Below are 12,920 nucleotides of genomic sequence, written 5' to 3'. Positions count from 1 at the left end.
TCACCAGCCACACATCTTTTAATGAATTTAACGTAACACAAAGTATTAACATGGCCTTATTACAAATTGCAGAACCCGGTCAAAGCACCGTTCCACACGAACATAGACTCGCCGCAGGTATCGACTTAGGTACAACTAATTCATTAATTGCCAGTGTTAAAAGTGGCACCGCAACGACACTTCCTGATGATGAAGGTCGTGATATACTACCTTCGGTGGTGAGCTATCAAGAAAACGAAACTTGTGTTGGCTACCAAGCGCAAGCATTTAATGTGAGTGATCCGAGCAATAGCATTACCTCTGCTAAACGCTTAATAGGGCGTTCACTAGCTGATATTCAAAGTAAATACCCTTCATTGCCGTATCAATTTTGTGGTGATGAAAACCATCCTGAAATAACCACGCGTAAAGGAGCGGTTAACCCTGTTCAAGTTTCTGCTGAAATTTTAAAAGCGTTAAAGCAACGCGCAGAGTTAGCATTAGGCGGTGATTTAACCGGCGTTGTTATTACAGTGCCAGCACATTTTGATGATGCACAGCGTCAAAGCACTAAAGATGCCGCAAAACTTGCTGGTGTTAATGTATTACGTTTACTTAACGAACCAACCGCTGCAGCCGTTGCTTATGGTTTAGACTCAGGTCAAGAAGGGGTTATTGCCGTTTATGATTTAGGTGGTGGTACCTTTGATATTTCAATTTTACGTTTAAATAACGGCGTTTTTGAAGTACTCGCTACAGGTGGTGACTCTGCTTTGGGTGGCGATGACTTCGATGTAACTTTGGTTAATCATATTATTGAACAAGCCGATTTAGTAAGACCGTTATCAGCATCACTTGAACGTCAATTAATGCAAGTTGCGTGTCATGCAAAAGAGCAGTTAACAACTCGCGATAGTGTTGAAATTACACTAAGTTTAGACAATAACGAAACATGGACTTCAACGCTGACAAAAGCAACCTTTGAACAGCTCATTGGCTCTTTAGTGAATAAAACCTTACGTGCATGTCGTCGTAGCTTAAAAGATGCCGAAATTGGCGTGAGTGATATTATTGAGGTAGTGATGGTTGGTGGCTCTACCCGCGTGCCATTGGTTCGTGCTGAAGTGGAGAAGTACTTTCAAAAAACACCGCTCACTTCTATCGACCCTGATAAAGTCGTTGCAATAGGCGCTGCTATTCAAGCAGATATATTGGCGGGTAATAAACCTGACAGTGACATGTTATTGTTAGACGTTATTCCATTATCGCTAGGTTTAGAAACTATGGGAGGCTTAGTTGAAAAAGTTATCCCAAGAAATACCACTATTCCTGTTGCTAAAGCGCAAGAGTTTACCACTTTTAAAGATGGCCAAACTGCAATGGCCGTGCACGTATTACAAGGTGAGCGTGAGTTAGTGGCCGATTGTCGTTCATTAGCGCGTTTTGAATTACGTGGTATTCCTGCGATGACCGCAGGTGCTGCTCATATTCGAGTAACTTTTAAAGTTGATGCCGATGGCTTGTTATCAGTATCAGCTATGGAAAAATCAACGGGTGTTGAGTCAAGCATTGAAGTTAAACCATCGTTTGGCTTAGATGATAATCAAATCAGTCAAATGATCACTGACTCAATGAGTAATGCTAAAGATGATATGCAGGCGCGTATGGTTAAAGAGCAACAAGTTGAAGCGGCGCGTGTAATCGAGTCAGTACAAGCAGCACTAAAAGCCGATAACCACTTAGTTAATGCTAGTGAATTAGCTATTATTGAAGAAGCGATACAAGCATTAGTTACGGTTAGTCAAACCAGTGATAATGCAGCGATTGAGGCGGCAATTAAAGTACTTGATGATAGTACCGCAGTTTTTGCCGAACGTCGTATGGATAGCTCAATTAATAAAGCGTTATCAGGACAGTCAGTCGATAAAATTTAAATGTGTTTAAGTGGCTGAAATATCTCGAGTCACTTATTTACTACCAACTGTATAAAAACATATTAGTTAATAATTTTAGCCTGTAAACTATAACCAATAGGCCAGGCTAGCTTAAAAGAGAATTATTGAAATGCCAAAAATTATATTTTTACCTCATGATGAATTGTGTCCAGATGGCGCAGTTGTTGACGCTGAAAAAGGCGAAAGTGTACTAAACGTTGCGCTAAAAAACGATATAGGTATTGAGCATGCTTGTGAAAAAGTATGTGCTTGTACGACTTGTCATGTCATTATTCGTGAAGGTTTTGACTCTATTGAAGAGGGCGATGAGCTTGAAGAAGACATGCTTGATAAAGCGTGGGGCTTAGAGCCAGAATCACGCCTTAGTTGCCAATCTATTGTTGGCGATGAAGACTTAGTGGTAGATATTCCAAAATATACTGTAAATATGGTTTCTGAAAATCATTAGACTTTTTAAGAGCTAAAATATTCATATAAAAAAAGGTAATAACCGCAGGGGTATTACCTTTTTTATTATTAAGTTTTCTATGATTAAAACTTCTATTATGAAGTAATTTAATTAGCTATTTATTGCGAATAAAATTATTTTTCTGCTTTTAATTTACGTGCTTGATGTAGTTTTTTATAACTTTCGATTAAACGTAAATGTTTATCTAAGCCTTCAAGGTTCATACTGGTCTTAGTTAGTCCATAAAAGGTGACATCGCCATTGATTGAGCCAACCACGTTATCCATTACTTCAGTACCAAACATACGCGTTAAGTTGTCAAGGTAATCTTCTATTTCAAGATCTTCATTTAACGCTATCTCTAATACAGTACTCATCGCTTGGTAAAACAACACACGTGCAGGCGTATTGTCATTATATTGCAAGAAAGTTTCAACTAACTCAGCGGCTTCTTCTAGCGCGCCCAAAGCCAAGTAAATTAATATTTTTAACTCAAGAATAGTGAGTTGACCCCAAACGGTGTTTTCGTCAAATTCAATACCAATTAAGCTAATAATATCGCTATAGTTATCAAGCTGACTTTCTTCTAAGCGCTCTACTAAACATGCAAGTTGCTCTTCATTTAATGAGTGTATATTTAGAATGTCTTCTCGGTAATGTAGGGCTTTATTGGTATTGTCCCAGATCAAATCTTCCACAGGATAAACTTCGGAATAATCAGGTACAAGTATTCTGCAGGCTATACCTAAGTCTGAAAACTCAGCGATATAAGCTTCTTTGCCTAAATCTTCTAGGATGCCAAATAATGCGCTGCATTCTTCTTCGTTTGTGCCAGAAAAATCCCATTCAACAAAGTCATAGTCATGTTTCGCACTGAAAAATTTCCACGAAATGATGCCGGTTGAATCAACAAAGTGTTCAACAAAGTTTTCTGGCTCAGAAACCGCCATACTGTTAAATGTTGGCTTAGGTACATCGTTTAGGCCTTCAAAACTTCTACCTTGTAGTAACTCAGTTAAGCTGCGCTCAAGTGCTACTTCAAAGCTTGGGTGAGCGCCAAATGAGGCAAATACACCGCCAGTTTTCGGGTTCATTAGCGTGACACACATTACTGGAAATTGACCACCTAAAGAGGCGTCTTTAACAACAACAGGAAAACCTTGTTTTTCTAAACCTTGAATACCAGCTAAAATATTTGGATACTTTTCAAGTACCGCTTGCGGCACATCGGGTAACACAATTTCTTGCTCAATTATTTGTCGTTTTACTGCACGCTCAAAGATTTCAGACAAACATTGTACTTTGGCTTCTTCGAAGTTATTGCCCGCGCTCATTCCGTTACTTAAGAATAGGTTTTCAATAAGGTTTGACGGGAAATAAACGGTTTTTCCATCTGAGTGGCGCACGTAAGGGATTGAACAAATACCGCGTTCAATATTGCCCGAGTTAGTGTCAATTAAGTGCGAACCTTGTAATTCTTCATCAGGGTTATAAATATCAAGACAGTACTCATCTAAAATACCAACAGGAAGTGCGTCGTCGTCTTCTAATGGAAACCACTTTTCATTGGGATAATGAACAAACTCACTGTTGGCAATGTCTTGACCAAAAAATTGATCATTGTAAAAAAAGTTACAGTTTAAGCGTTCAATAAATTCGCCTAATGCTGAGCAAAGCGCACTTTCTTTAGTAGAACCTTTGCCGTTAGTGAAACACATAGGTGAGGCTGCATCACGAATGTGTAAAGACCACACGTTTGGCACAATATTGCGCCAAGACGAAATTTCAATTTTCATGCCTAAGTCGGCTAATATATTTGTCATATTAGCGATAGTTTGTTCAAGAGGTAAGTCTTTACCTAAGATGAAGGTGTTGCTACTTTCATTAGGCTTAGCAATAAGCATTGCCTGTGCATCTTGTTCGAGACTAGCTACCGTTTCAACCTTAAATGTTGGGCCTGTTTGTACTACCTTTTTTACCGTACAACGGTCAATAGAGCGTAAAATACCTTCGCGGTGTTTTTCTGAAATACTTTCTGGCAGCTCTACTTGAATTTGAAATATTTGATTGTAACGATCTTCAGGATCAACAATATTATTTTGTGAAAGTCTAATGTCGTCTGTTGGAATATCTCTTGAAGCACAATACACTTTTACAAAGTATGCCGCACAAAGTGCCGATGACGCTAAAAAGTAGTCGAAAGGCCCAGGGGCTGAACCGTCACCTTTGTAGCGAATAGGTTGGTCAGCAATGACGGTAAAGTCATCAAACTTAGCTTCAAGTTTGAGATTGTCGAGAAAGTTAACTTTAATTTCCATTACATAGTTTCCAAAATTGTTTAAGTTATAAGCCGTGAGTTAGGGCTAAAAGTAACGTGCGTTACATCTTCAGTTTAACGACGAATAATAGTGTGACTTTTAATATAGCTATTATCTGTTTTTTTATCGTAATAGTCTTGGTTAAGTTATTTTAATTGAGAATAAGTTGCTTTAATTGAAAAGTAAGTTAGCTTGCTGGCTAAATAGCTTATGTTTTGGTTGAGCTATTTTCTTAGCTATTCGCTTACTATTCGTTTAGTAATTCACTAACAATTAATTTAAGTAAAAATGTTTCACGCTCAATTGATAAGCCTTTTTTAGCGCTTTTTGCGATAGTTTCTTCATTATGAGCAATCGCTTGGTGAATGTTCATCCACACTGGATGCATACCATTGTTAATTTCGTGCTCTTCTAAGGCAGGCTCAAGTAGCTCATCATCAATAGTGCAAACGTAACAATAGGATTTCATATGTACAATATCAAAATCGGCTTTGTGCCATGGCCGAAACTCTTCATATAAACCAAAGTCGCTAATGTTTTCGATTCGTTGTGCACCTGTTTCTTCTCTTAGTTCACGAACAAGCCCATCAATATTACTTTCACCTTCGTCAATACCACCGCCAGGAAGGCTATAGTCGTGATAGCGCTTAGTATAAAGTAGTAAAATATCATCTCCTTTTAATACAATAGCCCGTGTTGCTTTACGGATAAATGTGGGCGCTGAAAAGTCAGTAACGTCGGTATGAACGGTAGATTTGAGTAACTGCATATAATATTTGAGGTAAGTGAACTATGGTGAGCTTATGTTGCTATTGTACGTAGCAATAGCACAAGGTTAAAGGGGAATTATCAATGTCACCTTTAGCTAGTGCTATCTTTGTATTGAAAAGGTAAAATTAACATCAAACGCGGTTTATAGTTGAAATAGATTACCTTATGCAGCCTCAAGATCATTGCTTTACACCTTTTACTCAGTCAGTTGATGAATATACGCTCCCTGAGCGCTTTACATTTCCTTTTTATTATCAGCCGCACCCTTTATGTTTAGTTGCCTGTGAACAGCTGCAACAACATATTCAAAACCAGATGGACTGGCAGCACAACTTTAAACAAAGCGGGAAAATGTTTGGCGTGTTATTAGTTAAAAGCCCACAAGGCGAGTTAGGTTATTTATCGGCTTTCTCTGGCAAGTTAGCTGATAGTAGTGTGTTACCTGGCTTTGTGCCACCAGTGTTTGATAGTGCGGCAACTTGGGACGCAGAGCTAGAATTCTCAGTACCTGAAGGCGAAAGTCATTTTTTACGAGAACAAGAGGTTATCAATAGGCTTAATGATGAAATAACTACCTTGGCGGCTAACCCTAATATTGCAAAATATCAGAGTACGTTAGCTGAAAATTATCAGGCAGAAGAGCAAGAAGTTGGTGCATTACAACAGTTAATGACACAACAGCGTAAAATACGTAAAACACAGCGAAAATCAGCGCAGGTGGCTTTAGTAAATAATGAAATAACTATGGCAGAATTAGCTGGGCTGCAAGATAAGTTAGCTAAGGAAAGTGTTGATTATAAAAACCAGTTAAAGTACTTGAAGCTGGCTTGGCAGCAAAAAAATAGTACTTTACAAAACGAACTTAACGCACTGCTTAATGCAATTTCATCACGTAAAAGTAAACGAAAAATGCTCTCGGCTGCATTGCAGCAGCAGCTTTTTCAGCAGTATCGTTTTTTAAATATTGCAGGTATTGAAAAAAACTTAATTGATATTTTTGAAAATACGGCATTTCACGATAAATATGGTGTGCCTCCAGCAGGCTCTGGCGATTGTGCCGCACCTAAGTTATTGCAATATGCATTTAAGCAAGGGATGAAACCGTTGGCAATGGCTGAGTTTTGGTGGGGTGAGTCACCAAAGTCTGAAATGAAACAGCATAAAAACTTTTACACAGCGTGTATTGGTAAATGCCAACCTATTTTAACGCACATGTTAAGTGGTATGGATGTTGATGAAAATCCCTTACTAAACAATGTAGGCGAAGATAAGGTGGTTGATATTGTTTATCAAGATGAAACTATGGCTATTATCAACAAACCGAGTGAGTTTTTATCAGTGCCAGGTAAAACAATACAAGACAGTGTTTTTCATCGTATGCAGGCGCTGTTTCCTAGCGCAACAGGCCCGTTAATTGTTCATCGTTTAGATATGTCTACCTCGGGCTTAATGGTAATAGCGTTAACAAAAGACGCTCATAAAAACTTGCAACAACAGTTTATTAAGCGAACAGTAGAAAAGCGTTACGTCGCCTTGTTGGAAGGGAAATTTGCTGAATTAGAGCTCAAGCAAGCGAAAGTAGGCGGTATAATTACTTTGCCGTTAGCTGGGGATTTTGATGATCGCCCAAAACAAATTGTTTGTTTCGATAGCGGAAAAAATGCTGAAACCACTTGGCATTTGGCAGTAGAGCAAGCTGAGTATACGCGTGTATATTTACACCCTAAAACAGGACGAACTCATCAGCTTAGAGTACATTGTGCGCATAAATTAGGATTGAATATGCCAATTCTTGGTGATGATTTATATGGTCATAAGGCAAGCCGTCTTCATTTACATGCAGATACTTTAATACTTAATCACCCTAAAACGGGTGTAAGGCTAACGTTTCAAGTTGATGCAGAATTTTAACTGATGCTTTAGCATAAGTTTTTGGGTTAAATAATCGTTTTACACTACAATTAATTAGTTCAAGTATGTAAAGGACTTTACCGATGAAAATTTTAATTGTTGATGATACGCCATCTATGCGTATGGTATTAATACATATGCTCAAAAGCTTAGGGTATCATGATAATGACGAAGCTGGCGGGGGGGCATTAGCACTCAAAATGCTTCGAGAGAAAAATTATGACTTATTAATTACAGATTTACATATGCCCAATCCTAATGGTCAGCAGCTTCTTAAGAAAATAAGAGGGGATGACTCCTTGAAAAGCTTGCCGGTTTTAATGGTTTCTTGTGAAGATGACAAAGAGGTTATTATGAAGCTTATTGCACTGAAGGTGACAGGTTTTATGATGAAACCATTCAACTTAAAAACATTAGAGAGACAACTTAAAATGATCAGTAAAAGTTATCTCTCGGGTATCGTAGATAATGTTGAGTGATTAATTAAACAATTAAAAAAATCAGGACTTATTAGATAAGACTGATGTACCGGTAGTAAAGCGTATTTCAAGCAACGGCATTACTGCCTTATTAAATCGACTTCAGCACATAAGCTCTGTAGTGCAGTTAAGCTTCTTAAAGTCATTCTATGTAAACCGTCGGCATCCGGTTTAATTATTTTATTATTGGCTACCGCAGGTATTACCTGCCAATTGGGCCAATTAAAGCCTTCTAAGTCACTTTGACTAGCCGAGCGTGGTTGAATAATGAGTTGTACAGACATTGGAATAACTTGTTCAATATTTACTTGTGGGTAAGGTGTTGTAACCTGCTTAAAGGGATTTTCTACTTTACAAATATCCATAAACTGTTGTGGCCAGCTATTTTGGGCAACGGTTGTTAGAGGTCTTGACCAGAGCTCATAAAAGCCAATAATTGGTGTTTTATTTTTATAGCTACTAATGATGTTCGTCAATTTATCTTCAAATGCAGCAGTAATGCGTTCACCTTGCGCTTTATGGCCAGCAATTTCGGCAAAATAGCGCATTTCTGTCGCTATATCTTGAAAAGAGTGAGGTTGAGAGTAAACAATAGTAAAGCCAAGTTGCTCTAATCGAGCTAAATCATCACTCGGGTTACCACTTTTCCAAGCAATGATTAAGTCGGGTTGTAGCTCAATTACTCGCTCTATTTGCAAACGAATGTAATTACCAATACGAGGAATGTTTTTTGCTTGTTCGGGGTAGTCTGCATGTGCGGTGGTACCTATAATTTGCTCGCCAGCACCAACATCATAGAGCATTTCAACAATGTGTGGTGAAAGGGCAATGATGCTAGGTTTTTTAGTGTTATCGTTCGCGTAGCTGTTTAAGGATAATAAAACACTCAGTAATAAAGCGGTAAGCAATCGGATAGGTTTTATGTTCATATTATTTTCTCAATAAGAATGTATTGCAGAGATACTTGCATTACCAATCAATCCCTTTTTGCGCTTTGACACCATTATCAAAGGCATGTTTAACTGATTGCACTTCACTTACGGTATCGGCTAATTCAATCAATTCTCGATGACAACCACGACCTGTAATAATAACATGTTGATTTATAGGTCTGTTCTTCAGTGCACTGAGTACATCAGCTAATTCAATATATTTATAAGCAACCATATAAGTCAGCTCGTCAAGTAGTACTACGTCAATACTCTTATCTTGTAATAAGTCTTTGGTTTTACTCCATGATTTTTGTGCAGCTATAGTGTCTTTTTCTTTATCTTGCGTATTCCATGTAAAGCCCGTTCCCATTACTTCAAATTTAACGCCCGCATTTTCGAGTAACTGTCGTTCGCCGCAGGCCCAAGTTCCTTTAATAAATTGTACTACTGCAGCATTTAATCCGTGCCCAACAGCGCGCGCTACTGTGCCAAACCCGGAGGTGCTTTTTCCTTTACCGTTGCCAGTTATAACAATTAGTAAGCCGCGTTCTTCTGTGGCACTTTCTATGCGCTCATCAACTTTATCTTTTAATTTTTGCATGCGTTGTTTATGGTTATCTGTCATTTTTCATCTCTTTAATAAGTTATGTTTATCGTTAGTGTTACCTAATTCCTATATTAAGTAGCGATACGGGTGCGGTACATAATAAATAAGAAAAATATACTACCTAAGGCTGAGGTAATAATACCAATAGGAATTTCTGCGTTGGCTAATGCTGAGCGCGCGACAACATCAACCCATATTAAAAATATAGCGCCAATTAATGCACTGCCTAAAATGAGTTTAAGGGTGGTGACGCCAACTATTTGCCGCACAATGTGAGGAATCATCAGGCCAACAAAGCCAATACCGCCACAATAAGCGACAATAGTAGCGGTAAGAGCAGCGCAAATGCCAAGCATTAATAGTCGTAATTTATCAACATTAACCCCTAAGCTTGCCGCACTTTCATCGCCAAGTAATAGTGCATCTATTTGTCTATGTAATATTAAAATCGTAAATAAGGCGATGAGTAATATGCTGGAAATCACGTAAAAATTACTCATCTCAACACGCGATAAACTGCCCATCATCCAGAATATAACGCGATTGGTGGCGTAAGGCTCACCAAAGTAAAGAATGAATTGTGTAATAGAGGCAAGCATAAATGAAACTGCCACGCCAGCAAGTAAAAGTTGCTCCATACGCTGTAGTAACTTAGCAATAAATAACACAATCACGACGGAGAACAGGGCGCCTAAAAATGCTGCTAAGGGCAGGGCAACTGTTAGGTTGTCAGCCAAAGTGATATTAGCGATGGTTGCACCAAGTCCAGCTCCTGAAACAATACCAAAAAGGTATGGGTCGGCGAGCGGGTTTCGGGTGGTGTTTTGTAAAATAGCCCCCGCAATAGCTAATCCCATACCAGCGGCCATAGCCACTAATATTCTAGGCGTACGTACCTGCCAAACAACAACATCAGTAACCTTGTTGTGGCATGTATCAATAAAGCAACTCATCAGCTGTGCTGACGTAATATTTGCAGGCCCAAAAGAAAGCGCGATAAAACCAGAAATTAACATCAAAACAAATAGTGTGACTAATAAAATAACTTTATTCATGATGAGTATTCACCGTACTGGTATTGTTGGCACGTTGAGTTTCAGGTAAGTAAAAAGAAACCTGAGTAGAGCCGGTAATTTCATTGACTTTTTGCTGGCATGGTAAGCCAAAGACATTGTGCAATTGTGTCTCGGTTAAAACTTGCTCGGGTGTGCCATCACTAATGAGTTTCCCTTTGTTAAGGAGTAATAATCGCTGACAATAGCTACTGGCCAAATTAAGGTCGTGTACTGTCATAATGACGGTGATATTAAGTTTGCTGATCAGATGTAATAACTGATGTTGATAGAATGCATCTAAATGGTTAGTTGGCTCATCTAATATCAGAATTTGTGGCGATTGCACTAAGGCGCGGGCTATTAATACTCTTTGTTGCTCCCCCCCTGATAGCGTTGCAAAATTGTTGTTTAGCATATGGAGTAAACCAACTTTGCTTAACGCGTTATTAATTTTTCCGCGGTCGTGATCGCTCTCTAATGAAAAAATCGATTTATGAGGTAACAAACCCATTTTCAATACATCTTGTACAGATAAGGCAAAGATAGGGTCAGGTTTTTGCATCACCAAAGCAAAGTGTTGCGCTAACTCTTTAGTGGAGTAGTTAATAATATTTTTATTCTTTAAGTGTACGGAGCCTGACAAGCCACTTTTTGTGAGTATATTATTCTGGTTGATTAAACAGCGTAATAAACTTGTTTTGCCAGCACCATTTGGACCAATAATACCAATGACTTCGCCTTTGGTAATCGTTAAGGAAATATCTTGCAAAATACAAGTATGGCTAGTGCGCCAGCTTAATTGGCTGACATTGAGTAGTGCTGACATAGGCGCTCGTGTTTTCCCGCACGGTAATAATGATAATGTTGTTTGCTTAGCTATCTGACTTTGATCATGAAGCTTCTTCGCTCAAAAATCATTCACAGTTGCGGGTACAGTGATGGCTTCGCCCATCTTCGCTAAGAGCAAGGGTATATTGACGTCAATTGTATCTTTAATGTTAGATACTGACAATCTTTGACTGGTAAGTAGCGACTTACAGGCTTATGTCGATTGAAGTGAAATAGTTTTATTTTATTAGGGGCTGTTGATCTTTCGAGATTATTTTTGCAGCGAATTGTTAAGTATTTATACAAGGCAGAGCCTTTGTCATGTAGCGTTAACTAAAAAGGCGATAACGCTGTAAAAATGACTAACAAACGCTGCCGAAGGGTTCGGCTAAAAGCGTTTTACGCTTTGTTGAGCAGTATTTGCTTAGAATGACTAGGCTACACGCTACACGCTACTCGCCGCGATTAAAGTCCTTTTAGAACGAACAAAATTAAACCGTGAAAGATCAACAGTCCGAGTATATTAATAATCTTAATAGTAATAATTTTCACTTGTAAAATAGAGGGTTAATTAAGTTTTTGTTGTTTTTTTATTCGAAAAATAATTGTTTATCAACTAGCCTTAAAGTGTTTACTTTTAAATTTTTGGAGAGGGACATGAAAGGCAATAGCAAAGTGATTTCGAGCTTGAATGCGCTGTTACATAATGAGTTAGCAGCAATAGATCAATATTTTATTCATTCACGTATGTATCAAGACTGGGGCTTAGATAAGCTATTTGATCAGTTAGATCATGAAATGCAAGAAGAAATTACCCATGCGGATGCGCTAATAAAACGCATATTATTTTTAGAAGGCACGCCTAATCTAAAAGACAGACGCGATTTAATTATTGGTAATGACGTACCCTCAATGCTGAAGAACGATTTAATCTTAGAAATGGAAGTGGTTTCAGCGCTAAAAGATTGTATTAGTTTATGTGAAAGTGAAGGAGATTATCAAAGTCGGGAAATGCTAGAAAAGTTACTGGTAGATACCGAAGAAGACCATGTCTACTGGTTAGAGAAGCAACTTGGCTTAATCGATAAAATTGGCTTACAAAATTATATTCAATCTTATATGGGTAGTCACTTACCAGGTTAAAGGAGTTAAAATATGAAAGGTAATACTCGTATTATAGCCTTACTCAATAAGGCGTTAGGCATTGAATTAATAGCCATTAATCAATATTTTTTACACGCTAGAATGTATAAAAATTGGGGGCTTAACGGGCTTAATAAAGCAGACTATAAAATCTCTATTGAAAAAATGAAACAAGCAGATGATTTGATTGAAAGAATATTATTTCTAGAAGGGTTACCTAATTTACAAGATTTAGGTCGCTTACGTATTGGTGAGCACACCAGTGAAATGTTGCAAGCTAATATGGATTTAGAATATGTTTCTAGGGAATCATTGCAACTGCTTATTAGCGAAAGTGAAAAAGCCCAAGACTATATTAGTCGTGATTTAGGGGAGGACTTATTAGAAAACGTTGAAGAGCAAATCGACTGGATTGAGGCACAGCAATATATTATTGATAATGCGGGTATAGAAAACTATTTACAGTCAATGATGAAGGCTGATTAAACATTAGC

Annotated in this window: 12 protein-coding genes and 1 pseudogene; 6 read left to right on the top strand and 7 right to left on the bottom strand. The window is 38.2% G+C overall.

Features of this window, described 5'->3' with window-relative positions:
• Positions 1 to 50 precede the first annotated feature (50 nt).
• Together hscA and fdx are read left to right on the top strand one after the other, a co-directional pair.
• A complete protein-coding gene (gene hscA, locus ABD005_RS00245; RefSeq protein WP_343813520.1) occupies positions 51 to 1,913 on the top strand; it encodes a Fe-S protein assembly chaperone HscA in 1,863 nt (620 codons plus the stop codon).
• 130 nt (positions 1,914 to 2,043) lie between these two features.
• On the top strand, positions 2,044 to 2,382 hold the full coding sequence (fdx, locus tag ABD005_RS00240; protein WP_215981660.1) for an ISC system 2Fe-2S type ferredoxin: 339 nt from the start codon (positions 2,044 to 2,046) through the stop codon (positions 2,380 to 2,382).
• 134 nt (positions 2,383 to 2,516) lie between these two features.
• On the opposite strand, the gene ABD005_RS00235 is transcribed toward fdx, so the two are convergent.
• Together ABD005_RS00235 and ABD005_RS00230 are read right to left on the bottom strand one after the other, a co-directional pair.
• The gene (locus ABD005_RS00235) at positions 2,517 to 4,700 is read right to left on the bottom strand and encodes an OsmC domain/YcaO domain-containing protein (RefSeq protein ID WP_343813515.1); all 2,184 of its coding nucleotides are present in this window, start codon (positions 4,698 to 4,700) and stop codon (positions 2,517 to 2,519) included.
• A 247-nt stretch (positions 4,701 to 4,947) separates the two neighbouring features.
• Positions 4,948 to 5,469, bottom strand: coding sequence for an NUDIX hydrolase (locus tag ABD005_RS00230; protein ID WP_343813513.1), 522 nt, complete (start codon positions 5,467 to 5,469; stop codon positions 4,948 to 4,950).
• A gap of 167 nt (positions 5,470 to 5,636) precedes the next feature.
• On the opposite strand from ABD005_RS00230, the gene ABD005_RS00225 reads away from it, so the two are divergent.
• Positions 5,637 to 7,382 (top strand): pseudouridine synthase, encoded by a 1,746-nt coding sequence (locus ABD005_RS00225; RefSeq protein ID WP_343813511.1) that lies wholly within the window; start codon positions 5,637 to 5,639, stop codon positions 7,380 to 7,382.
• Positions 7,383 to 7,465: 83 nt separating this feature from the next.
• Entirely contained in the window at positions 7,466 to 7,861 is a 396-nt protein-coding gene (locus ABD005_RS00220; protein WP_343813509.1) for a response regulator, read from the top strand.
• Positions 7,862 to 7,941: 80 nt separating this feature from the next.
• Here the strand turns inward: ABD005_RS00220 and ABD005_RS00215 are convergent, their stop codons facing one another.
• From ABD005_RS00215 to ABD005_RS00195, 5 genes and pseudogenes are all read right to left on the bottom strand, one after another.
• Positions 7,942 to 8,790, bottom strand: coding sequence for a cobalamin-binding protein (locus ABD005_RS00215; RefSeq protein ID WP_343813507.1), 849 nt, complete (start codon positions 8,788 to 8,790; stop codon positions 7,942 to 7,944).
• 40 nt (positions 8,791 to 8,830) lie between these two features.
• The gene (cobO, locus tag ABD005_RS00210; protein ID WP_343813505.1) at positions 8,831 to 9,418 is read right to left on the bottom strand and encodes a cob(I)yrinic acid a,c-diamide adenosyltransferase; all 588 of its coding nucleotides are present in this window, start codon (positions 9,416 to 9,418) and stop codon (positions 8,831 to 8,833) included.
• 53 nt (positions 9,419 to 9,471) lie between these two features.
• The gene (locus tag ABD005_RS00205) at positions 9,472 to 10,455 is read right to left on the bottom strand and encodes a FecCD family ABC transporter permease (RefSeq protein WP_343813503.1); all 984 of its coding nucleotides are present in this window, start codon (positions 10,453 to 10,455) and stop codon (positions 9,472 to 9,474) included.
• Positions 10,448 to 11,281 (bottom strand): ABC transporter ATP-binding protein, encoded by an 834-nt coding sequence (locus ABD005_RS00200; RefSeq protein WP_343813500.1) that lies wholly within the window; start codon positions 11,279 to 11,281, stop codon positions 10,448 to 10,450. Before ABD005_RS00200 ends, ABD005_RS00205 begins: the two co-directional genes overlap by 8 nt.
• A 248-nt stretch (positions 11,282 to 11,529) precedes the next feature.
• Positions 11,530 to 11,714: pseudogene (locus ABD005_RS00195) on the bottom strand (hypothetical protein); the annotation flags it as partial.
• Positions 11,715 to 11,940: 226 nt separating this feature from the next.
• On the opposite strand from ABD005_RS00195, the gene bfr (ABD005_RS00190) reads away from it, so the two are divergent.
• Both bfr (ABD005_RS00190) and bfr (ABD005_RS00185) read left to right on the top strand, forming a co-directional pair.
• Positions 11,941 to 12,426 carry a bacterioferritin gene (gene bfr, locus ABD005_RS00190; RefSeq protein WP_215979535.1) on the top strand — a complete coding sequence of 162 codons (486 nt, stop codon included), beginning with the start codon at positions 11,941 to 11,943 and terminating at the stop codon, positions 12,424 to 12,426.
• A gap of 12 nt (positions 12,427 to 12,438) precedes the next feature.
• Positions 12,439 to 12,912 (top strand): bacterioferritin, encoded by a 474-nt coding sequence (gene bfr, locus ABD005_RS00185; protein WP_343813495.1) that lies wholly within the window; start codon positions 12,439 to 12,441, stop codon positions 12,910 to 12,912.
• The last annotated feature ends 8 nt before the right edge of the window (positions 12,913 to 12,920 follow it).

Source organism: Colwellia asteriadis (genome assembly GCF_039523295.1).
GTDB classification, from domain to species: Bacteria; Pseudomonadota; Gammaproteobacteria; order Enterobacterales; family Alteromonadaceae; genus Colwellia; species Colwellia asteriadis.
This window is presented reverse-complemented; position numbering and strand designations above follow the sequence as displayed.

Coding starts and splice junctions, on each gene's coding strand:
- hscA (WP_343813520.1), top strand. CDS start 51: ATGGCCTTATTACAAATTGCAGAACCCGGTCAAAGCACCGTTCCACAC.
- ABD005_RS00200 (WP_343813500.1), bottom strand. CDS start 11,281: ATGTCAGCACTACTCAATGTCAGCCAATTAAGCTGGCGCACTAGCCAT.
- cobO (WP_343813505.1), bottom strand. CDS start 9,418: ATGACAGATAACCATAAACAACGCATGCAAAAATTAAAAGATAAAGTT.
- bfr (WP_343813495.1), top strand. CDS start 12,439: ATGAAAGGTAATACTCGTATTATAGCCTTACTCAATAAGGCGTTAGGC.
- ABD005_RS00225 (WP_343813511.1), top strand. CDS start 5,637: ATGCAGCCTCAAGATCATTGCTTTACACCTTTTACTCAGTCAGTTGAT.
- ABD005_RS00230 (WP_343813513.1), bottom strand. CDS start 5,469: ATGCAGTTACTCAAATCTACCGTTCATACCGACGTTACTGACTTTTCA.
- ABD005_RS00205 (WP_343813503.1), bottom strand. CDS start 10,455: ATGAATAAAGTTATTTTATTAGTCACACTATTTGTTTTGATGTTAATT.
- ABD005_RS00220 (WP_343813509.1), top strand. CDS start 7,466: ATGAAAATTTTAATTGTTGATGATACGCCATCTATGCGTATGGTATTA.
- ABD005_RS00215 (WP_343813507.1), bottom strand. CDS start 8,790: ATGAACATAAAACCTATCCGATTGCTTACCGCTTTATTACTGAGTGTT.
- bfr (WP_215979535.1), top strand. CDS start 11,941: ATGAAAGGCAATAGCAAAGTGATTTCGAGCTTGAATGCGCTGTTACAT.
- fdx (WP_215981660.1), top strand. CDS start 2,044: ATGCCAAAAATTATATTTTTACCTCATGATGAATTGTGTCCAGATGGC.
- ABD005_RS00235 (WP_343813515.1), bottom strand. CDS start 4,700: ATGGAAATTAAAGTTAACTTTCTCGACAATCTCAAACTTGAAGCTAAG.